Origin of the sequence: Seohaeicola nanhaiensis (assembly GCF_042654245.1) — a bacterium.
Classification (GTDB): Bacteria; Pseudomonadota; Alphaproteobacteria; order Rhodobacterales; family Rhodobacteraceae; genus Seohaeicola_A; species Seohaeicola_A nanhaiensis.
The window spans coordinates 20,064-41,957 of record NZ_JBHSGI010000005.1; the positions used below are offsets into that span (position 1 = coordinate 20,064).

Annotated in this window: 23 protein-coding genes; 10 read left to right on the plus strand and 13 right to left on the minus strand. The window is 64.8% G+C overall.

Going from position 1 to position 21,894, the window contains the following annotated elements; translation table 11 throughout:
• Window positions 1-79 precede the first annotated feature (79 nt).
• Window positions 80-1,567 carry a fused MFS/spermidine synthase gene (locus ACFO5X_RS07425; protein WP_380716654.1) on the plus strand — a complete coding sequence of 496 codons (1,488 nt, stop codon included), beginning with the start codon at window positions 80-82 and terminating at the stop codon, window positions 1,565-1,567.
• Here the strand turns inward: ACFO5X_RS07425 and ACFO5X_RS07430 are convergent.
• Window positions 1,564-2,709: an acyl-CoA dehydrogenase family protein gene (locus ACFO5X_RS07430; RefSeq protein WP_380716655.1), complete on the minus strand. Its 1,146-nt coding sequence runs from the start codon at window positions 2,707-2,709 to the stop codon at window positions 1,564-1,566. The two genes, ACFO5X_RS07425 and ACFO5X_RS07430, sit on opposite strands and share 4 nt — an antisense overlap.
• 113 nt (window positions 2,710-2,822) lie before the next feature.
• Here ACFO5X_RS07430 and ACFO5X_RS07435 point away from each other — a divergent pair, with 113 nt between their 5' ends.
• The gene (locus ACFO5X_RS07435) at window positions 2,823-3,584 is read left to right on the plus strand and encodes an MBL fold metallo-hydrolase (protein WP_380716656.1); all 762 of its coding nucleotides are present in this window, start codon (window positions 2,823-2,825) and stop codon (window positions 3,582-3,584) included.
• Window positions 3,585-3,599: 15 nt separating this feature from the next.
• Window positions 3,600-4,460, plus strand: coding sequence for a 16S rRNA (adenine(1518)-N(6)/adenine(1519)-N(6))-dimethyltransferase RsmA (rsmA, locus tag ACFO5X_RS07440; protein WP_380716657.1), 861 nt, complete (start codon window positions 3,600-3,602; stop codon window positions 4,458-4,460).
• A 6-nt stretch (window positions 4,461-4,466) separates the two neighbouring features.
• Here the strand turns inward: rsmA and ACFO5X_RS07445 are convergent, their stop codons facing one another.
• The 3 genes from ACFO5X_RS07445 to prfA all read right to left on the minus strand — a co-directional run bounded on the left by ACFO5X_RS07445 (window position 4,467) and on the right by prfA (window position 7,239).
• A complete protein-coding gene (locus ACFO5X_RS07445) occupies window positions 4,467-5,138 on the minus strand; it encodes a DUF4167 domain-containing protein (protein WP_380716658.1) in 672 nt (223 codons plus the stop codon).
• 218 nt (window positions 5,139-5,356) lie between these two features.
• The gene (gene prmC, locus ACFO5X_RS07450) at window positions 5,357-6,193 is read right to left on the minus strand and encodes a peptide chain release factor N(5)-glutamine methyltransferase (protein WP_380716659.1); all 837 of its coding nucleotides are present in this window, start codon (window positions 6,191-6,193) and stop codon (window positions 5,357-5,359) included.
• Window positions 6,190-7,239 carry a peptide chain release factor 1 gene (gene prfA / locus ACFO5X_RS07455; protein ID WP_380716660.1) on the minus strand — a complete coding sequence of 350 codons (1,050 nt, stop codon included), beginning with the start codon at window positions 7,237-7,239 and terminating at the stop codon, window positions 6,190-6,192. The genes prmC and prfA overlap by 4 nt, the downstream gene beginning before the upstream one ends.
• Window positions 7,240-7,299: 60 nt before the next feature.
• Here prfA and ACFO5X_RS07460 point away from each other — a divergent pair, with 60 nt between their 5' ends.
• The gene (locus tag ACFO5X_RS07460) at window positions 7,300-7,587 is read left to right on the plus strand and encodes a hypothetical protein (RefSeq protein WP_380716661.1); all 288 of its coding nucleotides are present in this window, start codon (window positions 7,300-7,302) and stop codon (window positions 7,585-7,587) included.
• On the opposite strand, the gene ACFO5X_RS07465 is transcribed toward ACFO5X_RS07460, so the two are convergent.
• From ACFO5X_RS07465 to ACFO5X_RS07480, 4 genes are read right to left on the minus strand one after another with little or no spacing between them, the layout of a single operon-like run.
• Complete coding sequence (locus ACFO5X_RS07465; RefSeq protein WP_380716662.1) at window positions 7,525-7,917, minus strand: DUF1499 domain-containing protein; 393 nt, start codon at window positions 7,915-7,917, stop codon at window positions 7,525-7,527. The two genes, ACFO5X_RS07460 and ACFO5X_RS07465, sit on opposite strands and share 63 nt — an antisense overlap.
• A 3-nt stretch (window positions 7,918-7,920) precedes the next feature.
• Window positions 7,921-8,868, minus strand: a complete 948-nt coding sequence (speB, locus tag ACFO5X_RS07470) for an agmatinase (RefSeq protein ID WP_380716664.1) — start codon at window positions 8,866-8,868, stop codon at window positions 7,921-7,923.
• Window positions 8,865-9,827 carry an agmatinase gene (gene speB, locus ACFO5X_RS07475; protein ID WP_380716665.1) on the minus strand — a complete coding sequence of 321 codons (963 nt, stop codon included), beginning with the start codon at window positions 9,825-9,827 and terminating at the stop codon, window positions 8,865-8,867. Before speB (ACFO5X_RS07475) ends, speB (ACFO5X_RS07470) begins: the two co-directional genes overlap by 4 nt.
• A 3-nt stretch (window positions 9,828-9,830) precedes the next feature.
• A complete protein-coding gene (locus ACFO5X_RS07480) occupies window positions 9,831-11,000 on the minus strand; it encodes a M20 aminoacylase family protein (RefSeq protein ID WP_380716666.1) in 1,170 nt (389 codons plus the stop codon).
• A gap of 62 nt (window positions 11,001-11,062) precedes the next feature.
• On the opposite strand from ACFO5X_RS07480, the gene mazG reads away from it, so the two are divergent.
• Entirely contained in the window at window positions 11,063-11,878 is an 816-nt protein-coding gene (gene mazG, locus ACFO5X_RS07485; protein ID WP_380716667.1) for a nucleoside triphosphate pyrophosphohydrolase, read from the plus strand.
• Window positions 11,879-11,970: 92 nt separating this feature from the next.
• Here the strand turns inward: mazG and ACFO5X_RS07490 are convergent, their stop codons facing one another.
• Together ACFO5X_RS07490 and ACFO5X_RS07495 are read right to left on the minus strand one after the other, a co-directional pair.
• Window positions 11,971-13,452, minus strand: coding sequence for a calcium-binding protein (locus ACFO5X_RS07490; RefSeq protein WP_380716668.1), 1,482 nt, complete (start codon window positions 13,450-13,452; stop codon window positions 11,971-11,973).
• 118 nt (window positions 13,453-13,570) lie between these two features.
• Complete coding sequence (locus tag ACFO5X_RS07495; protein WP_380716669.1) at window positions 13,571-14,473, minus strand: hypothetical protein; 903 nt, start codon at window positions 14,471-14,473, stop codon at window positions 13,571-13,573.
• A gap of 51 nt (window positions 14,474-14,524) precedes the next feature.
• On the opposite strand from ACFO5X_RS07495, the gene ACFO5X_RS07500 reads away from it, so the two are divergent.
• The 3 genes from ACFO5X_RS07500 (at window position 14,525) to ACFO5X_RS07510 (ending at window position 16,319) form a co-directional block, all read left to right on the plus strand.
• Window positions 14,525-15,460 carry a nucleoside hydrolase gene (locus ACFO5X_RS07500; RefSeq protein WP_380716670.1) on the plus strand — a complete coding sequence of 312 codons (936 nt, stop codon included), beginning with the start codon at window positions 14,525-14,527 and terminating at the stop codon, window positions 15,458-15,460.
• Entirely contained in the window at window positions 15,457-15,906 is a 450-nt protein-coding gene (locus tag ACFO5X_RS07505; protein WP_380716671.1) for a GNAT family N-acetyltransferase, read from the plus strand. Before ACFO5X_RS07500 ends, ACFO5X_RS07505 begins: the two co-directional genes overlap by 4 nt.
• Before the next feature lie 137 nt (window positions 15,907-16,043).
• A complete protein-coding gene (locus tag ACFO5X_RS07510) occupies window positions 16,044-16,319 on the plus strand; it encodes a glycine zipper 2TM domain-containing protein (RefSeq protein ID WP_380716672.1) in 276 nt (91 codons plus the stop codon).
• 79 nt (window positions 16,320-16,398) lie between these two features.
• Here ACFO5X_RS07510 and eno read toward each other — a convergent pair whose 3' ends face one another.
• Window positions 16,399-17,673 (minus strand): phosphopyruvate hydratase, encoded by a 1,275-nt coding sequence (eno, locus tag ACFO5X_RS07515; RefSeq protein WP_380716673.1) that lies wholly within the window; start codon window positions 17,671-17,673, stop codon window positions 16,399-16,401.
• A 71-nt stretch (window positions 17,674-17,744) separates the two neighbouring features.
• On the minus strand, window positions 17,745-18,614 hold the full coding sequence (locus ACFO5X_RS07520; RefSeq protein WP_380716674.1) for a DMT family transporter: 870 nt from the start codon (window positions 18,612-18,614) through the stop codon (window positions 17,745-17,747).
• Between the two features lie 103 nt (window positions 18,615-18,717).
• Between ACFO5X_RS07520 and ACFO5X_RS07525 the strand changes: the two genes are divergently transcribed.
• A complete protein-coding gene (locus tag ACFO5X_RS07525) occupies window positions 18,718-19,770 on the plus strand; it encodes an AbrB family transcriptional regulator (protein WP_380716675.1) in 1,053 nt (350 codons plus the stop codon).
• Window positions 19,771-19,774: 4 nt separating this feature from the next.
• Here the strand turns inward: ACFO5X_RS07525 and ACFO5X_RS07530 are convergent, their stop codons facing one another.
• Window positions 19,775-20,188 carry a Fur family transcriptional regulator gene (locus tag ACFO5X_RS07530; RefSeq protein ID WP_380716676.1) on the minus strand — a complete coding sequence of 138 codons (414 nt, stop codon included), beginning with the start codon at window positions 20,186-20,188 and terminating at the stop codon, window positions 19,775-19,777.
• Between the two features lie 359 nt (window positions 20,189-20,547).
• Between ACFO5X_RS07530 and ACFO5X_RS07535 the strand changes: the two genes are divergently transcribed.
• A complete protein-coding gene (locus ACFO5X_RS07535) occupies window positions 20,548-21,819 on the plus strand; it encodes a DEAD/DEAH box helicase (protein WP_380716677.1) in 1,272 nt (423 codons plus the stop codon).
• Window positions 21,820-21,894: the final 75 nt, after the last annotated feature.

Consider the following 21,894-nt stretch of genomic DNA (forward strand, 5'->3'; position numbering starts at 1 on the left):
ATCGGAAATGCGCAGGCCGATTCCGCTTGGCCGGGTCGGGAAAGCCGTGCCAAATGCGCGGGCCCCGAAGGAGAGGCGCATGATGTCACGTCCCGTCCCGCTCTGGCTGCTGCTGGTCCTGCAAACGACCGTGTCGGCGGCGTCGCTGGTAGTCGAGATCGTGGCCGGCCGGATGCTCGCGCCCCATGTCGGCATGTCGCTTTACACATGGACCAGCGTGATCGCGGTGGTTCTGGCAGGCTTCAGCGCCGGGCACTGGTGGGGCGGCCTGCTGGCGGACCGTCCAGCCCATCGCGCCCTGTCGGCCACCGGTGCGGCCCTGCTGGGCGGGGCGGCCACGACCTCAGTCTCTGCCGCGCTACTGGCCGCCATCGCCGGCCCCGTTCTGGCAGGTGTCGGCCATCCGGTCTGGGGAATCGCCGCACTGGCGTCGCTGGTCTTCTTCCTGCCCTCCTTCTTTGCCGGCGTCCCCGCACCCGTGTTGGCCAGGCTCGCCGCGGACGATCCGGCGCGCGCCGGCCGGGCCCTGGGTGCGATTTTCGCGGCCGGCGCACTGGGCGCCATCGCCGGAACCCTGCTTGCCGGCTTCCTGTTCATCTCCTGGCTTGGCACCGCATGGACGCTGGCGGCGGTGACGCTCACCTATGGCGGCGCCGCGGTAATCTGCCTGTGGCTCGCCCGGGCGCGCGGGCTTTTCTGGGCCGGTGGCGCGACGCTCGCGCTGACTGCGGTTGCGCTTCTGACTCAGTCGCCCTGCACACGCGAAAGCCGCTACTTCTGCATCCGCACCGTCGATATCTCCGCCGATCCCGCCAATCCGGTGCGGCTGATGGTGATCGACCACCTGGGCCACGGCATCAGCGCGCAAAGCCAGCCGACGGCGATGTTCACCGAACATGCGGCGATGCTGGACGCACTGGCGCGGCTGCGCGCACCGCAGCCCTTTTCCAGCTTTTTCATCGGTGGCGGATCCTATTCGGTGCCGCGCGCCTTTGCCATGCGGGGCACCGGTCCGGTCACCGTGGCCGAAATCGACCCCGAGGTGACCGAGATCGCCGCGCGCGACTTCTGGTTCGATCCGGGGACCGCCACGGTATTGCACGAGGACGCCCGGCGCGCGCTGCTTACCCGGCCGGAGGCACACTTTGACATCGTGATCGGCGACGCCTTCACCGATGTGGCGGTGCCCTCGCATCTGGTCACGCGCGAGTTCTTCTCTCTGGTAAAAGACCGCCTCACTCCCGGCGGCAGCTATCTGATGAACGTCATCGATTACGAAGACCGCCTGCACGCGCTCGGCGCGCTGATCGCGACTCTGCGCGAGGTATTTCCCGTGGTAGAGGTCTGGACCCGCGCCGCCCGGCCCGAGCCCGGCGCGCGGCTGGTCTTTGTGCTGGTGGCCGGGGATCACCCGACCGCCGCCCCGACAATCACCGTCGCCGCGCCTGATACCGAGACATTCGGCGCCATGTCCGATCGCTGGGTAAACGCGGTCGCGCAAGCCTCGGGCCTGGTACTGAGCGACGATTTCGCGCCCATTGACCGCCTGATGGGACGGCCCGACTAAAGCCGCTTGGCCACTTCCTCCAGCATCACTTCGGTTGCGCCGCCGCCCACCGCCTGCACGCGGACGTCCCGCGCCATGCGTTCGATGGCCATGCCGCGCATCAGGCCCGAGCCGCCGTGGAATTGCTGGCAGTCGTAGACCACTTCGTTCACCAGCTCGCCGCACAGCGCCTTGATCATCGAAACCTCGCGCACCACGTCCTCGCCGTCGGCGTCCCGCTTCGCCACCGCATAGATGAACTGCCGCGCCGCCGCGACACGCGCCGAAAGCATTGCCATGCGCTGCCGGATCGCCTGTTTCTGCCAGAGTGGCGCGCCAAAGGCCTGGCGGGTCTTCACATGTTCCAGCGTCAGATCCAGCGCCGCCTGCGCCTCTCCCATCGCCATGGCGCCGATCACCAGCCGCTCGTTTTGGAAGTTGCGCATGATCGCATAGAACCCGCGACCCTCTTCGCCCAGAATGTTGGCCGCAGGCACCTCGCAGTCCTCGAAGACCAGTTCCGCCGTGTCGGACGACCGCCAACCATGCTTGTCCAGCTGCGTCGCGACCTTCAGCCCTTGGGTTCCCTTTTCGACCAGGAACATCGTGACGTTCTTGCCCGGCATGTCCTCGGGCCCGGTCTTGGCCGCGACACAGTAAAGATCGGCCAGCACGCCATTGGTGATGAACATCTTGGACCCGTTCAGCACGAAGGTGTCGCCGCGCCGACGGGCCGTGGTGCGGATACCTTTCACGTCCGATCCCGCCCCCGGTTCAGTGATCGCCACGGCGCAGATGGTTTCGCCAGAAATCACGCCCGGCATATGCGCATCGCGCTGCGCCGCCGAGCCGGCGTTGAACAGATGCACCGAGGCCATGTCGGTGTGCACCAGCGCGGTGATCGCGACGCCGCCATAAGTCGATCGGCCCAGTTTCTCGGCCAGCACCACCGTCGCACGCGTGTCCATGCCGGCGCCACCATATTGCTCGGGATAGCGGATGCCGAAGAAGCCCAACTCGCCCATCCGGCGCAACACGGCGCGCGGGACATGGCCATCCTCTTCCCAGGCATCCGCCTGCGGCTTGATCTCTTCCTCGACGAAACGGCGCACCTGATCGCGCAGCATCTCGTGCTCTTCCTCCAGGAACAATACCGACGACATGAAACCTCCCCTGTTCATCCGCTGCGAGCCTGCGGGCAATACCGTCCGGGCGCAAGGCCGCTGGTGGCCCGCGTCGACCGGGGCTATGCAGGAGCATGGAAGGGAGAGTGCCGATGCCAACTACCGAAGGACTGCTGACGGGACGCCCCGTTTCGCTGCACATCCTCGATTACGGCTTCTTCCGCGTGCACGCCGGACCGCGCGATGTGGGGATCATGGGGGCGCTGATCACCACCGACGCCGGTGAACAGGTGCTGGTCGATACCGGATTTCCGCTTCGCTATACCGAGTCGCCGTCCGAATCGGAGCGCGCGGATTGTCTTGACAGCTTTGGCACCGTTCTGTCCTGCACGCCCGCCAACACACCGGCGGCGCAGCTGGCGCTGGCGGGTACTACGCCGGATCGCATCTCACTGGTGATCCAGACCCATACGCATATCGACCATGCCGGACATCTCGATATCAGCCCGCAGGCGCCCATGCTGATCGCCGCCGCCGAGCGCGCCTTGCCCCGGCCGCTGAGCTGGCCCGGCGCGCAACATATGGACTGGCCGGACCGCAGTTGTGTCGAGGTGACCGAAGACGTCGCCATTGGCCCGGGCTTTCAGGTTCTGTTCTGTCCCGGCCATTCCCCCGGTCAGCTCTCCCTGTTGATCGACCTGCCGGAAACCGGGCCGCTGCTCTACACCTCCGATGCCATATCCCGGCCCGCCGAGATCGACGAAGCCTTCGCCGGCTCGTGGGACGAAGCGCAGGCCATCCACCACGGCGCCCGCCTGACTCGTCTGGCTCAGGAACGTGACGCGGTGATCGTCTGGGGTCATTGCCCCGCCCAATGGCACAGGCTGCGCAAGGCGCCCGACGCCTATCGCTAGGAAGGAACGCCGAGCATGAGCACCATCGACACCCTGCCCCCGCTGCGCGCGGTGATTGCCGAGCACGGCCTGTCCGCGAAAAAGGCCCTCGGGCAGAACTTCCTGCTCGACCTCAACCTGACGGCCAAGATCGCCCGTCAGGCCGGTGACCTGAGCCAATGCGACGTTCTGGAGATCGGCCCCGGCCCCGGTGGGCTGACGCGGGGTTTGCTGGCCGAGGGCGCGCGCAAGGTGCTGGCGGTGGAAAAGGACGCGCGCTGTCTGCCCGCGCTGGAACAGATCGCCGCAGCCTATCCGGGCCGGCTCGAGATTGTCCACGGCGACGCCTTGCAGCTTGATCCGCTGGCGCATCTGACCCCGCCAATCCGCATCGCCGCCAACCTGCCCTACAACATAGGCACCGAACTGCTGGTGCGCTGGCTGACGCCCGCTGCCTGGCCCCCGGTGTGGGAGTCGCTGACCCTCATGTTCCAGCGCGAAGTGGCCGACCGGATCGTCGCCCAACCCGGATCAAAGGCCTATGGACGGCTCGCCATCCTCGCCCAATTGCGGTGCGACGCGCGCATCGTGATGACGCTGCCGCCCGAGGCCTTCACCCCGCCGCCCAAGGTGGCCAGCGCGGTCGTTCACTTGACGGCGCGGGCTCAGCCGCGGTTTCCCGCGGACCCGGCGATCCTGTCGCATGTGGTCGCCACCGCCTTCAACCAGCGCCGCAAGATGCTGCGCGCCGCGTTGAAGCCACTGTCCATGGACATCGAAGGTCTGCTGGTTCAGGCCGGTATCGCGCCGACCGAACGGGCCGAACAGATCGGCCTGGAAGACTTTTGCGCCCTCGCGCGCCTGCTCGAAGCCGAGCGGCGCGCGTCGAGCGTCTAGGCGGGGTTACTCAGCGGCTTCCGACGCGCCGGGTGCGGCTGCTGGGGCCTCGTTTGCTGCGGCCGCCGGCTTGCGGGTGCTCGGACGCCGTGCGGGTTTTTTCGGCGCGCTTTCCGGCGTTTCCACAAGTCCGCTGTCTTCTTCCGAAGTGCCGGTATCGGCCACCGCCATTGCGCTCGAATCCGGCAGATAGTTGCTCGGCAGACCGAGATGGGTCTCGGGCTCGGGCTCCCGTTTCGGCTGGCGTTGGCGCTGCGGTTGTGGTTGCGGCTGAGCCTCCGGCTGCGGTTCCGGCTCACGCTCGGCCTGCGGTTCGGGCTGTGCCTGCGGTTGGTGCTGCGGTTGATCCCGGTCCGAGCGGTCGCGATCACGGTCGGACTGCCGGTCGCGGTTCTGCCGCTCCTGCTCGTCCCGGCGCTGATCGATCTCGCGCTGTGCCTGATTCAGAAGGCGGGTGTAATGCTCGGCATGCTGGAAAAAATTCTCGGACGCCACGCGGTCATTCGACAGCTGCGCGTCGCGCGCAAGCTGGTTGTATTTGTCGATGATCTGCTGCGGGGTGCCACGCACCTTGCCCTCCGGGCCCGAACTGTCGAACACCCGGTTGATGACATTTCCGCCCGAAGGCGGACGATTACGGTTCGATTTCGAACGCGAACGGGATTTGGAAGATCTCATATACTTGCTGTCAGCCTTGTGCTCGTTGCGAATGATCGGTTTGAAGCCTCGCGGGGTTCAACAATGCGCCGGATCATCGACTTTTTGGGCATGGCGCTGCACGGGAGCCGTCAAGCGTCCGACCATGCAGCCCCTCTGAGAAAACACGTTCTTGGCCGGCGCACAAGAGGTCAGTCAGAGTTTTTCGCTTTTTTCGCGCGTTTTGCCGGTTTCCGGCATCAGTTCGCCGGGGCGAAACCGCTCACAACGCGGTCGCGCCCGTCCAGATCGGGCAGAATGGTGACCCGCTCCAGCCCTGATTTGCGCATCAGCTCCGCGACCGCCGCACCCTGCGTCGGCCCGATCTCGAACAACGCGCGCCCTCCGGGCGCGAGGTATTGCGGCAAGCCCGGCACAATCGCGCGATAGGCCCCAAGCCCATCTCCGCCATCGGTCAGCGCCAGCGCCGGCTCGTGCCGGCGAACCTCGTCCGACAGACCGTCCATTTCGGCCAGCGCGATATAGGGCGGGTTGCCGGCGATCAGGTCGAACCGGCCCTCGACAGCGATGAACCAGTCCGACTGCTTGAACACCGCCCGCGTGCCCACCCCCAGGGCGGAGGCGTTGTCCGCCGCCTGACGGCAGGCCGCCGCGGACAGATCGACGCCCAGTCCGGTCGCCTCGGGACGTTCCGCCAGAAGCGTGATCAGGATGCAGCCCGACCCGGCGCCAAGATCCAGCACGCGCGAAAAACCGCCCTCGAGCGCCGCCTCGACCAGCGTCTCGGTCTCGGGGCGCGGATCAAGAACATCGCGCGACACCTTGAATTTGCGTCCATAAAACCGCCGCTCGCCGATCAGATGCGACACCGGCACTCGAACCGCCCGAAGCGACACCAGCCGCTCGAACCGGTCGGCCACGTCCGGCGCCACGATCTCGGGCGCGATCAGCGTTACGCGCGACGGGTCGATGCTGGCCGCATGGGCCAGCAACAGCCGCGCATCGCGCGCCGGATCGTCCACCCCAGCCGCGCGCAGCCGCGCGGCTGCCGCCGCCAGCGCCTGGGCTGCGATCATCCTTCCATCTCCGCCATGCGTCGCGCCTGATCGTCCGCCGTCAGCGCGTCGATGATCTCGTCCAGGTCGCCCTGCATCACCTGATCCAGCTTGTAGAGCGTCAGGCCGATCCGATGGTCAGTCATGCGGCCCTGCGGAAAGTTGTAGGTGCGGATTCTCTCCGACCGGTCCCCGGTGCCCACCTGCGCCGCCCGGTTGGCCGAGCGTTCGCTGTCCACCCGGCTCCGCTCCAGATCGAACAGCCGGCTGCGCAGGACCTGCATCGCGATCTCGCGGTTGCGATGCTGCGACTTCTCGGAACTGGTGACCACGATCCCGGTCGGCAGGTGGGTGATCCGCACCGCCGAATCGGTGGTGTTGACGTGCTGCCCCCCCGCCCCGGACGACCGCATCGTGTCGATGCGGATGTCGCCCGGCGCCACCACGATATCGACCTCCTCGGCCTCGGGCAGAACCGCGACCGTTGCCGCGGAGGTGTGAATGCGGCCGCCGCTCTCGGTGGTCGGGACCCGCTGCACCCGGTGCACGCCGCTCTCGAACTTCATCCGGGCAAAGACGTTCTGCCCGCCGATCCGCGCGACCAGTTCCCGGACTCCACCCAGCTCGCTCTGCTGGAATTCGATGATCTCGAACGACCAGCCCCACGCCTCAGCATAGCGTTGATACATGCGCAGCAGGTCGCCCGCGAACAGCGCCGCCTCGTCGCCGCCCGTTCCGGGCCGGATCTCCAGGATCGCCGGTCGCGCGTCGGCCTCGTCCTTCGGCAGCAGCGCCAGTTGCAGCGCATGTTCGGCCTCGGGCAGCCGCGCCTTCAGTACCGGCAGCTCCTCTTCCGCAAGCGCCTTCATGTCCGGATCACTCAGCATCGCCTTGGCCTCGGCGAGCTCGTCGGTCAGCCGTTGCCAGGCCTCGATCTGGTCGACCACCGGCTTAAGTTCCGAATACTCTTTGGCAAGCTTGGCGATATCCGCGCCGCCGGCCGCCATCGCCGCCTCCAGATACTGGAAGCGCTGAAGGATCTGAACAAGGCGGGCCTCGGGTACCATCGGCGCGGTCTCGTATATCAAAAGACTTTGGTCAAGGCCCTGCCCGTGGTATCCTTGCGCATGATCCGCCTCCTCGCCCTGCTGCTTCTGATCGCCGGCCCCGTCGCCGCCGATGTCGTTGGCCCCAAGGGCAAGGTTCAGGATTGCTACTGCACCGACCGCACGGGCGGACGCGTGGAACTGGGCGAAACCATTTGTCTGCAGGTCGACGGGCGCATGTTCATGGCGCAATGCCAGATGAGCCTGAACGTTCCGATGTGGCGCGAGGTTCAGAAAGGCTGCCTGTCATCCGGTCTTGAGGGCGGAAAGCCAGCCCTCAACACGGTCGCGGTTTACCCCAAGATCTGACCGCCCGAACCGCGCCCGGCTGTAGATCTTCAGCCGGTCGCCCACCTGTTGCGCGGTAACGTAGTCCGGAAAGCCCCAGACCGGTGTGCGCACGACATAGGTCGCGTGGCCCTCGTCGACGCTGCCCGCCAATGGCGCGCGGCCGATCAGCACATCCAGCCGGGCCAGCCCATCGGGGCCGATGTCCACTACCCTCTGAACACCGTTCTTGAAGTCCTTGTCCTCATTGAACTCCAGCGCGACATGCCATCGCGCAGGATCGCTGGGTGCCAGCCGGATATAGAGCGCCGCCGCCGCAACCAACCCGACGAAAAGGCCAAGCCACCGCATCGCTCAGCGCGCCTGAACGCCGGGCAGGATGCAAAGCAGTTCGTACAGAATATTCGCTGCCGTCAGCGCGGTATTGCCAGAAGGGTCATAGGGCGGCGAGACCTCGACAAGGTCGCACCCCACGATATTCGCCCCTTTCAGCGCCCGGATCAGCTGCAGCGCCTGCGGCGTCGTCAGCCCGCCGATCTCGGGCGTGCCAGTTCCGGGCGCATAGGCCGGGTCGAGACTGTCGATGTCATAGGTTACATAGACCGGCCGGTCGCCAATATCGTGCCGGATCTCGCGCCCTAGCGTGTCCAGCGCTTTGCCCCAAAGCTCATGCGCCGGGAACATCTGGAATCCCCAGCCCTGCGCCTCGGTGAAATCGGTGGCCGCATAGCCGGATCCGCGCAGCCCAACCTGATACACCTTCGAGGGCTCGATCAGTTCTTCCTCCCATGCCCTGCGGAACACGGTGCCATGGGTCTCGCGCTCGCCGAACATCTCGTCGTTGACGTCGGCATGGGCATCGACATGAACCAACGCGACGGGTCCGTATTTGCCCGCCATCGCCCGCAGGATCGGCAGGGTGATCGAATGATCGCCCCCCATAGCCATAGGCAGCGCGCCTGAGGCGAGGATCGCGTCGTAACTGTCTGAAATGATGCGGATACTATCCGAAAGCGAAAAGGTGTTAATTGCCAGATCGCCGATATCGGCCACCTGCAGGCTGTCGAAGGGCGCCGCGCCGGTCGCCATGTTATAGGGACGGATCATCGCGCTTTCCGACCGGATCTGCTTGGGGCCGAACCGCGTGCCCGAGCGCCACGAAGTGCCGATGTCCATAGGCACGCCCAGAACCGCGACGTCGATTTCGTCCAGCCGGTCGGCCGAGGGCAGCCGCATGAAGGTATTCGGCCCGGAAAACCGCGCGAGGTCGTTGCCGCTGATCGGTTGGTTCAATCCGGTCATCTGCGCATCCTCGCGCCCAGCAGGCACAGGAGCTCCACAGCCACATGCGCCCCGGCAATGGCTGTCGCCCCTGTGGTGTCGAAGGGCGGCGAGACCTCGACCACATCGCCGCCGACGATGTTGATCCCCGCCAGCCCTCGCAGGATCGCCGCCGCCTGCCAGCTCGCCAGCCCGCCCCAGACCGGCGTGCCGGTGCCGGGGGCAAAGGCGGGGTCCAGCGCGTCGATGTCGAAGGTGACATAGGTTGGCTGATCGCCGACCACCTCGCGCACCCGGGCTATGACCTCGTCGGGTCCGATCCGGTGCACTTCGGGCGCGTCGATGAAGGTCACACCCAGGGTATCCGCATTCGTGGTCCGGATCCCGATCTGCGCCGAGCGTTCGGGGTCCACGATTCCGGATTTCACCGCCTTGTAGAACATCGTGCCATGATCGACACGGTCCATATCGTCGTCGGGCCAGGTGTCGGAATGTGCGTCGAACTGGATCAGGGATATGGGGCCGTGCTTTTCCGCCATCGCCTTCAGCACCGGGAACGAGATGTAGTGATCGCCCCCCAGCACCACGGGCGCGGCGCCTGCCGCGAGAATGCCCCGGATATGCTCGGTCACGCGGTCCGGAAAGGACGGCACATCGGCATAATCAAAGGCCATGTCGCCGTAATCGACGATGGCCCGCTCCTCCAGCACATCGAAACTCCAGCCATAGGGCGGATCGAAGGCCTGCAGGGCGCTCGCCTCGCGGATCGCGCGGGGGCCAAGCCGGGTTCCGGGCCGGTTCGTCACCGCCTGGTCAAAGGGGATGCCGGTCACGGCGATGTCGACGCCGCTCAGGTCCTTGGTATAGCGCCGCCGCAGGAAAGACGTCGCCCCGCCAAAGGCATTCTCGAACGAAGCACCGCGTAAACTTTCACGCGTAAACGCCTGATCAACCTGAGTCATCGCGTCTTCCAGCGCCATGCGTCACCTCGCTGCCAGCGGTTGCGCCCGCTCCACCAGCCGGGCAAAGAACGAGGCGCCAACAGGCGCGACCTCGTCGTTGAAGTTGTATTCGGGGTGATGCAGCCCCGCGCTGTCACCCTGACCGAGGAAGAGATAGGCTCCCGGCCGCGCGTTCAGCATATAGGCGAAATCCTCTGCCCCCATCTCGCGACCGGCGTCCGCCACCACGCGGCTTTCTCCGGCCACCTCGCGCGCCACCTCGGCGGCAAAGGCGCTCTTGTCCGGATCGTTCACCGTCGCCGGATAACCGACAACGTAATTCAGCTTGGCCTGTACGCCGAAACTCGCGGCCTGCCCCTCGACAATCGCCACCATCCGCTCCTGCACCATCGCCTGAACCTTGGGATCGAAGGTGCGCACGGTGCCGTTGATATAGGCCTTGTCCGGAATCACGTTGTCCGCCGTCCCGGCGTGGATCTGCGTCACCGACAGCACCAGATCGTCCAGCGCATAGTGATTTCGGCTCACAATGGTTTGTAACGCCTGGGCTATCCCCACCGCCGCCATGACCGGGTCGCGCGTCTCGTGCGGCATGGCGCCGTGACCGCCTTTGCCGGTGATATGGATATGGAACGTATCCACCGCCGCCATGATCGGCCCCGGCGTGGTATAGAAAGCGCCGGCCTCGACCCCCGGCGCATTGTGCAACGCATAGACCTGGCCGACTCCGAACCGGTCCAGCACGCCTTCCTCGACCATCACTTCGGCCCCGCCGCCGGTCTCCTCGGCCGGCTGGAAGATCAGCGCCACCCGACCCGAGAACTTGCGCGTCTCGGCGAGATATTTCGCTGCGCCCAACAGCATCGTCGTATGCCCGTCATGGCCGCAGGCATGCATCTTCCCCGGGCGTTGGGACGCATAGGCCACCCCGGTCGCCTCGGGGATCGGCAGCGCGTCCATATCAGCGCGCAGTCCCACCGTCGGCCCCGCGCCCTGCCCGTTCACGATGGCAACGATACCGGTCTTGGCGAAGCCCTCGTGAATCTCGTCGACACCGAACTCTCGCAACCGCGCGGCGACAAAGGCCGCAGTCTCGTGGCACTCCTGCCCGAGTTCGGGAATGGTGTGCAGGTGCTGTCGCCAGCGCGCCATCTCGGCGGAAAACTCGGCAATACGGTTGACAACGGGCATCTGGTGTAACTCCTTTGCGCCGGGCGCAGGCCCTATCTGACACCGGAAAACACGTTGCCGCAATGCCCGATGACACCTTGATCCACGACCCCAATGGCGGAATCGAACGCCTGCTGGAAATCATGCGTCGCCTGCGTGACCCCAAGTCGGGCTGCCCCTGGGATATCGAACAGGATTTCGCGACGATCGCGCCCTATACCATCGAAGAGGCCTACGAGGTCGCCGATGCCATCGAGCGCGAGGCCTGGGACGAGTTGAAGGGAGAACTGGGCGACCTGCTGTTCCAGTCCGTCTTCCACGCCCAGATGGCCGCCGAAAAGGGCCTGTTCGACTTCGACGACGTGGCCAACCAGATGTCGGACAAGATGGTCGCGCGCCATCCCCACGTCTTTGGCACCGAAAGCCGGGACAAATCCGCCGAACAGCAGACGGTCGACTGGGAGACCATCAAGGCCGCCGAACGCGCGACCAAGGCACAGGGCGGTGCGCTGGACGGGGTTGCCGTCGGCCTTCCTGCGCTCCTGCGCGCGGTCAAACTGCAGAAACGCGCCGCCCGCGTCGGCTTTGACTGGCCCGACGCCACCCATGTCCTGGACAAGATCGCCGAGGAAACCGCTGAACTTGTCGCCGAAATCGGCGGCGACCCCGACAAGGTCGAAGAAGAATTCGGCGACCTGCTCTTCGTGATGGCCAACCTCGGCCGGCACCTTAAAATCGACCCCGAAGCCGCCCTGCGCCGCGCCAATGCAAAGTTCGTTCGCCGCTTCCGGGGCATCGAAATCCTCCTCGCCGCGATGGGCAAACGGCCCGAGGACAGCGACCTGGCCGAGATGGACGCCCTCTGGGACGCGGTGAAGGCGGCCGAACGTTCGGGCTAGGTCGTGAGGCTACGAGCCGGGTTGCCTTGGCCGCATTTTCATCCCGCGCGTGTCCTTCGCCCAACCGGAGATTGAAGAACTGTCGGCAGAAATCAAAGAAACTCGAAATCGCTCGCCGAGAGTATCGTGGCCGCCAAGCCTTCGAGGACGATGGTCCCCCCGTCATGAGCAACTGTCAGATGGGCATTCTGAACGGAGATGGCCAGCGTTCCAAATCCGCCTGTGTGACCCGCTATTCTGAGCAGATCGATTCCCTGCTCGAAATCCGTCACTCGGTCTTTCCCGGACTCCGCGCCGAACACGAAAACGTCCAGGCCCGCGCCCCCTGTCAGCATGTCGTTCCCGGCGCCGCCTTCGATAACGTCGTTATCGTCGCCTCCATCCAGCACATCCCACCCATTTCCGCCTTTCAGGACATCATCTCCGGAACCGCCTGTCAGGACATCGGCGCCAAGCCGACCGTTCAGCTCATCGTCGCCCATGTCGCCGAACAGGCGGTCTCCGGCCATACCACCGGTTATGACATCATTCCCGTACCCGCCCACGATCTTTCCGCCGACCTCGGCCGACCCGAGCGCGAAATAGCGGTCGTTGCCATAGCCGAACTCCACGTCTCCTGTGATATGACCCGAGTTCAGGATCCGGCTATCATAAGACGCCTCATGAATGATGATATGGCCTTCTATCGTGCCACTATTGTTTAGGCGCAAAGTAACGTCATATGCGAAAACTGCAGCAACGCCGCCGGAGATAATGCCTTCGTTCCGAACGACGACGTCATTTTCGAAACCTCCGACATGTATCCCAAGGTCCGAACCGGAAATCGTTCCGTAATTGCGCACAATCCCGTCGGAATGGAGAATCTGAATCCCGGTATTGCCCGACAGCGTTCCGGAATTTCCAAAACGAAACCCTTGAAGCATAACCAGTTCCAGGGCGTAACCCTCGTCGGAATGGTCGATGAGCTGACCTTGATTTTTCAATCTGAAATCAGTGCAGTTTGACACGGTGATCCCACCGAGTTGTGATTCGAATGTCCCTGTATTGAAGATGCGAGATCCGACGCTGTCGCCCAGATAGATGCCTGCCTCGACCAAGCCATGATTTCGGATAATCGAAGCATCTCCGGTCAATTCTATTGCCGCCATTTCGGATCGAATGACCCCATGGTTGGCGATCATCGTGGCAGGACCATCGCCGACGATACCAAACCTACCATCAATGAGGCCCCAATTGACGACAATATTGCCGCTAACATTCCCCGCATAGACCGGCGCAATGCCGGTCACGCGACCTGTAGACGAGATAAAAAGAGAGTTTCGAGCTTCGCTGGCAGGATCGCTCTGGAGGTCCACTCCATAATAGTCCCCAATCACTGTCCCATGAACCGCAACACGAAACCCGATGTCCGAACCCGTGCGCGGCCCGATCCCTTGTGTGCCCGTCCCGTCCACCGTCGCGCCTTCAAGCACCCGGATGACATCGCCCGCATCAGCCCAGACTGGTCCCGCCACATCCTCGGCGATTACTTCTATGTTCATTTCGGAATCACTCTTCTTCCACGAAATCTGCATTCACCGCTTCGGCTTGGCTTATAAACTTGCAGCTTATCGAGATAAATGGTGGCGATATTAGGGCTCGAGTGATTGCTCAACGGCTTTTCCGAACGTTCCGATCGGTCTTCCAAAGCGGCTAGATCAGCTCAACGCCCTCAAGTGTCGCGATCCTAGCCAAATCCCGCGCATAGCGCGCCCGCAACAGGTCCTGATCCACGTCGGAAAACTCCGCAAAACCAGAGACCGTGGTATCGCTCCTGAACTCGGCAATTACGACCTGCCAGACCTTGCGGTCAAGTACCTCTCCGGCCCGGAATCGCGCCTGCAGATGCGCCAGCCCCGCATCAGTGGCCGACAGGTTCACCACCTGCTCCGGTTCCTTCAAATCCTCTCCAGCCACTTCCGGCACCAGCCGTCGCAACAATGCGACGCTGCTGCCCCGCCGCGCGAAGTCGATCACCGTCAGTTGCTCGGGCCTCAGGATATCCCGGAACTCGACAACCAGCTCCGGCCAGCCCCGGTCCATGCCCATAAACTTGGGCACGAGATCGGCAAAGGGCGGCACCAGGTTATCCTCGGCCCGCTTGCGATAGGCCGAGACATAAAGCGCATCGTAGGGCCGCAGCACCAAGACCACGTGGCGCGGTCGCCCCACCGCCTGTGCCAGCGCTGCCAGCCGCATCGCCGAGGCAGGATAGAACCGACCCTGGTAGAAATGGCGCATCGGCCCGGGAATGTTCTCTTCCGAAATCACCAGACCCCGGTCAAGGCCCGGCGACAGCCGCGCCAGATGCGCCCGCACCTCTTCGGCGAACTCTGGCACCCGTTTCGCCCCATGCCGGGGTCGCGGCAGGTTGAGCCGCAGCCGCCCGCCCGGCACACCATCGCGGCCCGGATAGACCGCGTCTATACCATGCCGGTCCAGAACAGGCGCATTCTCGGCCAGACACAGCTGGAACGAGCTTGTCCCGGTGCGATGCGCACCGGCATGAATATGCACAGGCCGTGTCATGACCGGCAATTTGACGCCCATCGCCATGCTGGACAAGTCCCGGCGCAGTTGCGACTGTCCCGCCGAAATGGAGGCGGCATGCGCAAGATCATCATCGACACGGATCCGGGCCAGGACGACGCGGTGGCCATCCTGCTGGCTTTCGCCTCGCCAGAGGACATCGAGGTTCTGGGAATAACCGCCGTGGCGGGCAATGTGCCGCTGCCGCTCACGTCAAAAAACGCCCGCATCGTCTGCGAACTTGCAGGTCGGCCCGACGCCCGGGTTTTTGCCGGCTGCGACGCCCCGCTGAGCCGCAAGCTGGTCACTGCCGAACATGTTCACGGCAAGACCGGGCTCGACGGCCCCAGCCTGCCGGATCCCACAATGTCTTTGGCAGAAGGCCATGCGGTCGACTTCATCATCGATACCCTGCGCACCGAGCCCGCCGGCACCGTCACGCTCTGCCCGCTCGGGCCGCTGACCAATATTGCGACCGCGCTGCAGAAGGCGCCCGATATCGCCGGCCTCATTCAGGAAATCGTCCTGATGGGCGGCGCCTACTTCGAGGTCGGCAACATCACGCCCACGGCCGAATTCAACATCTACGTCGACCCTGAAGCGGCGGATATCGTGATGAAATCCGGCGTCAAGCTGACGATCGTGCCGCTGGACGTTACGCATAAGGCGCTGGTCACGAAGGCGCGCAACGACGCCTTCCGAGCGCTTGGCACCCCGGTTGGCGTGGCGGTGGCTCAGATGACGGATTTCTTCGAACGGTTCGACAAGGAGAAATACGGCTCTGAGGGCGCACCGCTGCATGATCCCTGCGTGATCGCCTATCTGTTGCAGCCCGACCTGTTCACCGGCCGCTTTGTCAACGTCGAGATCGAGACGCAGTCGCCCCTGACGCTTGGCATGACTGTGGCCGACTGGTGGGGCGTCACCTCGCGCCCGCGCAACGCCACCTTCCTCGGCGATTTGGATGCGCAGGGGTTTTTCGATCTGCTCACCAGCCGGTTGGGCCGGCTGTGAAGGCCGCGCTGCATCTGGCAGGCCCGGACGATCTCGGCGCGCTGACCTCGCTGGCCCGCACCTTCCACACCGAGGAAGGCGCCGATATGACCGACGAAGACCGCGACGCCGGTTTGCGTCCGCTGGTCGAAGGAATTCCGCATGGCGCTGCCTATCTCATCGGCCCGGCGCGCGCGCCTATCGGCTATATCGTTGTGACCTTCGCTTGGTCGGTGCAGCGCGGCGGGATGGAAGGGTATATCGACGAGATATACCTTCGCCCAGCGGTTCGCAGCCGGGGCATCGCCACCGAAGTGGTCCAGACGCTGGGCAAGGTTCTTTCCGGCGCCGGGGTGACGACGCTGCACGTCCGGGTTGATTTTCAGAATGAAAAGGCACGGCGTCTTTATGCCCGCAACGGTTTCGAGCCCGACGACCGGCGCGCATTTCTCAGCCGGGAATTCTGACGCATCCAGCGAAACTCCGCCGCTGACGAAATTTCCAATGGAACCATCCCCTGACCAAGGGGTTAACGTTCCGCATACCGGGTCTGAGACGCTGCGGCGCCCAAGCGGATCCGACATCGAAGCGAAAGGACAGAAATATGAAATTCGTCACGTTCCCCATGATCGGCCTGGCCATGCTCGGCCTGTCTGCCTGCGATCAGATGACCTCGACCCAGAATTCCGCGGCCGGTGCCGTCGGCGGCGCCGCAGCTGGCCTGCTGCTGGCAGACGCCTTTGACGCGAACGATAATTGGAAAGTTGTCGGCGCCCTGGCAGGCGCGGCGGCTGGCACCATGGTGGCCCGCAACGCGAACGGCGCGACCTGCGCCTACTCGAACGGCAACGGCACCTACTACACGGCGCCCTGCCCGTAAGATTGTCTTATAAGATCGTCTTACATGACATTGAAAACCCGGCGTGTTCCCTCCGCCGGGTTTTCTTTTTGTGCGTGCCTCAGCGCAGGATCGAACGACCGGCGTATTCCGCCGACTCGCCCAGCATCTCCTCGATACGGATCAGCTGGTTGTATTTCGCCAGCCGGTCTGACCGGGCCAGAGATCCCGTCTTGATCTGCCCGCAGTTCGTGGCGACGGCGAGATCGGCAATTGTCGCGTCCTCGGTCTCGCCCGAACGGTGGCTCATAACGTTGGTATAGCGCGCGCGATGCGCCATATCGACCGCCCGCAGCGTCTCGCTCAGCGTGCCGATCTGGTTGACCTTCACCAGCATCGAATTGGCACAGCCCTTGGCGATCCCCTCGGCCAGACGCTTGGGGTTGGTCACGAAGAGGTCGTCGCCGACCAGTTGCACCTTGTTCCCCAGCGCATCGGTCAGGGCCTTCCAGCCGTCCCAGTCGTCCTCGCTCATGCCATCCTCGATCGAGATGATCGGATAGTCGTTCACCAGCGCGGCAAGATAGGCGGCATTCTCGGCCGAGGTCAGGGTTTTTCCTTCGCCCGAAAGGACATACTTGCCGTCCTTGAAGTATTCCGTCGCCGCGCAGTCCAGGGCGAGGTAGATATCCTCGCCCGGACGATACCCGGCCTTCTCGATCGCCTTCAGGATGAAATCCAGCGCATCGCGGGTCGAGTTGAGGTTGGGCGCAAAGCCGCCCTCGTCGCCTACACCGGTCGCCAGTCCGGCGGCCGAAAGCTCTTTCTTCAGCGTGTGGAACACCTCGGACCCCATGCGCACGGCGTCGCGGATCGAATCCGCGGCCACCGGCATGATCATGAATTCCTGGATGTCGATCGGGTTGTCGGCATGTTCGCCGCCGTTGATGATGTTCATCATCGGCACCGGCAGCAGCCGCGCCGAGGTGCCGCCGACATAGCGGAACAGAGGCTGGGTGGTGAAATCCGCCGCAGCCTTCGCCGCCGCCAGCGAAACGCCCAGGATGGCGTTTGCGCCAAGTCGGCTCTTGTTGTCGGTTCCGTCCAGTTCGATCATCGCGGCGTCGATGCCTTCCTGCTCGGTCGCATCGAACCCGACCAGCGCATCGGCGATCTCGCCGTTGACGGCCGCAACCGCCTCCAGAACGCCCTTGCCGAGATAGCGCGACTTGTCGCCGTCGCGCCGCTCCACCGCCTCATAGGCGCCGGTCGAGGCGCCCGAGGGCACGGCGGCCCGTCCCAGCGTCCCGTCTTCCAGGATCACGTCCACCTCGACGGTCGGGTTGCCCCGGCTGTCCAGAATTTCGCGGGCGTGGATGTCGATGATCGTGCTCATGAGTATCTCGCTTTGCGGCAAATGGAGTTGCGCGCCTCATACCGGCAGCGCGCGCGCAGGAAAAGGCCCCGTCAGGCGGCTGCGCGGATTTTGCGCTCGCGCACCACGGTGTAGATGCCCGCCGCGGCGATGATCGCGCAGCCCAGCAGCATCGGCCCGTCCAATCGGTCGCCGAACACCAGCACACCCAGCACCAGCGCAAAGACGATCCGGGTATAGCGCAACGGGGTCACGAACGACACCTCGCCCACCCGCATGGCCGTGACCAGGGCAACATAGGCCAGCCCGATCAGCGTCACCGTGCTGAGGATCTGCGCCCAGTGCAGAGCCCCCATCGCAACACCGGTCCGTCCCTCCGCCCACCACAGCAAAAGACCGGCGGGAATCTGCGCGATGAATCCCAGAAATGTCAGCTGCAGCGAATCCACCGCTGCCGGCACCATCCGCGTGGACAGATCGCGAACCGCGAGCCCCAGAACCGCGAGCAAGGCGAACACGGCTCCCGTGTCGATGCCTTCCGCACTCGGGCGCATCACGATCAGGACACCGGCGAATCCCACACATATTGCAGACCACCGCCGCCAGCCGACCGGCTCGCGCAGGACCAGCGCCGCGCCAAGGGTCACCGCCAGCGGCGTGGTCTGGATGATTGTCGAGGCCAGCGAGAATGTCGTGAGCGACAGCGCGGTGATGAAACAGACCGTGGCAACGATTTCTCCGCCATTGCGCAGCAGGACCACGGGCGACGCCATCGCACGATGCAGCAGCGCCCGGCCGCGCAACCGCAGGACCAGGGCAAAGACGGCGCTGCCCAACACACCCATTACGGTCAAGATCTGCCCGGTCGGCAAAGTTTCGGTCATCAGTTTGATGAACAGGTCTCCGCCGGAAAAACCCAGCATTGCCAGCGTCATCAGAACAGCGCCGCGCATGTTGTCCATTCCGGGTCGCTCCCTGCATCTGCCGCGTCCCATGACCTGTTTTGGCAGCGGCGGCAAGACGGCGCGGATTGCAGACCCTTGATGCCAATGCTACGCAGCCGCCATGCCCATGCCTGCCAAGTTCGCCTCGCTGGCCACCACGGCCGTTTCCGTTGCCATCGGCGCCGTTGGTTACCTGATCGCAACCTGGCTTTCGGCCCCCGCGCCCGTGCTGATCGGCCCGGCGATTGCCGTAAGCCTCGCCGGGCTTGCCGGTATCCGGACGGGCATAGACATGACAGTCCGGGATATCTGCTTCGTGGTTCTGGGCTTCGGTATCGGCTGCGGGTTCAACCCCTCGGCGGGCGCTGCGATCCTCCACTGGCCCTTCGCCTTCCTGACCCTCGCCGTTGCCCTCGTCGTGACGATCTGGGCCTGCGGGGTGCTGCTGATGCGCGCCTTCGGCTTTGATTCCCGCTCGGCCGTGCTGTCCTCGGCGCCGGGGCACCTGAGCTTTGTCATGATGCTCGCCGCCGAGGCCGGCGGCAATGTCGGCCGCGTCGCCGTGGTACAAAGCATCCGCCTGCTGTCTCTGACGCTGGTGGTGCCTTTCGCCGCAATGGCGATGGGCTATCAGATGGGCGACATCTCGGGCATCGGCGGCGCACCGATGGGCTGGGGAATGCTCGCCCTTCTGCTGGTGGCGGGCGGCCTCCTGGGGCTGTTGTTCCAGAAACTGCGCATCACCGCCCCCCTGTTGCTCGGCCCCATGCTGGTGGCCGGCCTGACCCATGTCACCAGCACGGTCGAAGGCGGCGTGCCGCCATTGCTGCTCACCCCGGCTTTCCTCGTCCTCGGCACGCTAATCGGCACCCGCTTCTCCGGCATGACCCTGCTCGACCTGCGCGCCTCGGCCGCCGCCGGACTGGGGGTCACCGCCATCGGCACCGCGATCACTGTTGCCGCCAGCGTTCCGGTCGCCATGGCGCTCGAACTTCCTGTGGCCCATGTGCTGGTCGCCTTTTCCCCCGGCGGGCTCGAGACGATGGTCGCGCTGGGTGCGGTGATGGGCGTCAGCCCCGGCTTCGTCGCCGCCTGCCACATCATGCGGCTTGTCATCCTGACAGGGCTGATCCCGCTGTCGCTGCGCTGGTCGCAGCGGTATCGGACGACCTGAGTGCTCAGCGCGGCTTGCGCGGCACGCCGTACAGTTCCAGGCGGTGCCCGCGCAGATCATAGCCCAGCTTGGCTGCGATCTTTTCCTGCAGCGCCTCGATCTCTGGATCGACGAACTCGATCACCTCGCCCGAATGGATGTCGATCAGGTGGTCGTGGTGGTCGCGTTCGGCATCCTCGTACCGCGCGCGTCCGTCGCCGAACTCCAGCCGGTCCAGGATGCCGGCCTCTTCGAACAGCTTGACCGTGCGATAGACGGTAGCGAGAGAAATACCCGAATCCAGCGCGCTCGCCCGCGAATAAAGCTCTTCCACATCCGGATGGTCGCTGCTGTCTTCCAGCACCTGCGCGATGATGCGGCGCTGGCCGGTCATCCGCAGGCCCTTCGCCTCGCACCGCGCTATGATCGGATCTGGCATCGCCCCGGCCCCGTGTTCCTTGTCTGGGACACCGGTTTAGCGCGGAACATCCGCCGGTGCCACCGCCATTCTTTCCGCAACAGTTGACTTTGGCCGGGCGAAGGTCCATGTGCCACTCATGACGTTGTCTTCTGCCGCGTGAGCAGGACAGACCAAGAGCGGTTTCAACCCGCCCGGCCCGATGGGCCCGACCGCAAGACGACGTCGGACGTGTTCCCAAGATCACGCGTGGGGCAAAAGCGCCGGACCGGCCCGAGCAGGCATGACGCCGCCGGGTCCGAGGTTCGGTGTATACCCACGGCCGCCAGAGCGCGGCACATGACGGGTCCGCAAACTGCGGACCGCGAAAAGGATAGAATTTGAGCGACTTCGACATGATGAATCTGCCGCCGAAGCTGGTGGCAAGCCTTGCCCGCATGGGCATTACCGAACCGACCCCGATCCAGAGCCAGGCCATCCCCCACGCGCTGAACGGGCGCGATGTGATGGGCCTTGCACAGACCGGCACCGGCAAGACCGCCGCTTTCGGCGTCCCGCTGGCCGCACAAATGCTCGAGCTGAACACCAGGCCCGGCCCCAAGGGCGTGCGTGGCCTCGTGCTCGCTCCGACCCGCGAACTGGCCAGCCAGATCGCCGAACATCTCAAGGGCCTGACCGAAGGCACTCAGCTGAAGGTCGGCGTCGTCGTCGGCGGCCAGTCGATCAACGCCCAGATCAAGCGTCTTGAGCGCGGCACCGACCTGCTGGTCGCCACGCCCGGCCGCCTGATCGACCTGCTCGACCGCCGCGCGGTCAGCCTCGCGCCCTGCACCTTCCTGGTGCTGGACGAAGCCGACCAGATGCTGGACCTCGGATTCATCCACGCGCTGCGCCGCATCGCCTCGGAACTTCCGAAGGAACGGCAGACCATGCTGTTCTCGGCCACCATGCCCAAGCAGATGAACGAACTGGCCCAAAGCTATCTCGAACGCCCGATCCGGGTTGAGGTGACGCCACCGGGCAAGGCCGCCGACAAGGTCCGCCAGGAACTGCACTTCATCGCCAAGGCCGAAAAGACCGAGCTGCTGATCGAACTGCTGGACAAGCACCGCACCGAGCGGGCGCTGGTCTTCGGCCGCACCAAGCATGGCATGGAAAAGCTGATGCGCGTGCTTGAAAAGCGCGGGTTCGCCGCCACCTCGATCCACGGCAACAAGAGCCAGGGCCAGCGTGACCGCGCGATTGCCGCCTTCAAGGCCGGCGAGATCACGGTTCTGGTCGCCACTGACGTCGCCGCACGCGGTCTCGACATTCCAGACGTGAAATTCGTCTACAATTTCGAACTGCCGAACGTGCCGGACGCCTATGTCCATCGGATCGGGCGCACCGCGCGCGCCGGCAAGGACGGCGTCGCCGTGGCCTTCTGCGCCCCGGACGAGATGGGCGAACTGCGCGCCATCGAGAAAACCATGGGGATCTCCATCCCGGTTGCCTCCGGACGCGCCTGGGAAGGCGAAGCGCCCAGCAAACCTGCCGGCGGCCCGCGCCGTGGTGGTGGCTCCAAGCCCGGCCAGGGCAAACCTGCCTCCAACGGCGCACGCCGCCGCCGCCGGCCGAACCGCGGCAAGGGCGAGGCCCGTGCCGCCGCCTGATCCCACTGAAAGGGGCCGCAAGGCCCCTTTTTCTTTGCTCTGCTTCCAATTCTAGCCGGCCAATATGTCGGCCTG

What these genes read in the sequence shown, in the direction of transcription:
- ACFO5X_RS07425 (WP_380716654.1), top strand. Translation starts at nt 80, where the DNA reads ATGATGTCACGTCCCGTCCCGCTCTGGCTGCTGCTGGTCCTGCAAACG.
- ACFO5X_RS07430 (WP_380716655.1), bottom strand. Translation starts at nt 2,709, where the DNA reads ATGTCGTCGGTATTGTTCCTGGAGGAAGAGCACGAGATGCTGCGCGAT.
- ACFO5X_RS07435 (WP_380716656.1), top strand. Translation starts at nt 2,823, where the DNA reads ATGCCAACTACCGAAGGACTGCTGACGGGACGCCCCGTTTCGCTGCAC.
- rsmA (WP_380716657.1), top strand. Translation starts at nt 3,600, where the DNA reads ATGAGCACCATCGACACCCTGCCCCCGCTGCGCGCGGTGATTGCCGAG.
- ACFO5X_RS07445 (WP_380716658.1), bottom strand. Translation starts at nt 5,138, where the DNA reads ATGAGATCTTCCAAATCCCGTTCGCGTTCGAAATCGAACCGTAATCGT.
- prmC (WP_380716659.1), bottom strand. Translation starts at nt 6,193, where the DNA reads ATGATCGCAGCCCAGGCGCTGGCGGCGGCAGCCGCGCGGCTGCGCGCG.
- prfA (WP_380716660.1), bottom strand. Translation starts at nt 7,239, where the DNA reads ATGGTACCCGAGGCCCGCCTTGTTCAGATCCTTCAGCGCTTCCAGTAT.
- ACFO5X_RS07460 (WP_380716661.1), top strand. Translation starts at nt 7,300, where the DNA reads ATGATCCGCCTCCTCGCCCTGCTGCTTCTGATCGCCGGCCCCGTCGCC.
- ACFO5X_RS07465 (WP_380716662.1), bottom strand. Translation starts at nt 7,917, where the DNA reads ATGCGGTGGCTTGGCCTTTTCGTCGGGTTGGTTGCGGCGGCGGCGCTC.
- speB (WP_380716664.1), bottom strand. Translation starts at nt 8,868, where the DNA reads ATGACCGGATTGAACCAACCGATCAGCGGCAACGACCTCGCGCGGTTT.
- speB (WP_380716665.1), bottom strand. Translation starts at nt 9,827, where the DNA reads ATGGCGCTGGAAGACGCGATGACTCAGGTTGATCAGGCGTTTACGCGT.
- ACFO5X_RS07480 (WP_380716666.1), bottom strand. Translation starts at nt 11,000, where the DNA reads ATGCCCGTTGTCAACCGTATTGCCGAGTTTTCCGCCGAGATGGCGCGC.
- mazG (WP_380716667.1), top strand. Translation starts at nt 11,063, where the DNA reads ATGCCCGATGACACCTTGATCCACGACCCCAATGGCGGAATCGAACGC.
- ACFO5X_RS07490 (WP_380716668.1), bottom strand. Translation starts at nt 13,452, where the DNA reads ATGCAGATTTCGTGGAAGAAGAGTGATTCCGAAATGAACATAGAAGTA.
- ACFO5X_RS07495 (WP_380716669.1), bottom strand. Translation starts at nt 14,473, where the DNA reads ATGGCGATGGGCGTCAAATTGCCGGTCATGACACGGCCTGTGCATATT.
- ACFO5X_RS07500 (WP_380716670.1), top strand. Translation starts at nt 14,525, where the DNA reads ATGCGCAAGATCATCATCGACACGGATCCGGGCCAGGACGACGCGGTG.
- ACFO5X_RS07510 (WP_380716672.1), top strand. Translation starts at nt 16,044, where the DNA reads ATGAAATTCGTCACGTTCCCCATGATCGGCCTGGCCATGCTCGGCCTG.
- eno (WP_380716673.1), bottom strand. Translation starts at nt 17,673, where the DNA reads ATGAGCACGATCATCGACATCCACGCCCGCGAAATTCTGGACAGCCGG.
- ACFO5X_RS07520 (WP_380716674.1), bottom strand. Translation starts at nt 18,614, where the DNA reads ATGGACAACATGCGCGGCGCTGTTCTGATGACGCTGGCAATGCTGGGT.
- ACFO5X_RS07525 (WP_380716675.1), top strand. Translation starts at nt 18,718, where the DNA reads ATGCCCATGCCTGCCAAGTTCGCCTCGCTGGCCACCACGGCCGTTTCC.
- ACFO5X_RS07530 (WP_380716676.1), bottom strand. Translation starts at nt 20,188, where the DNA reads ATGCCAGATCCGATCATAGCGCGGTGCGAGGCGAAGGGCCTGCGGATG.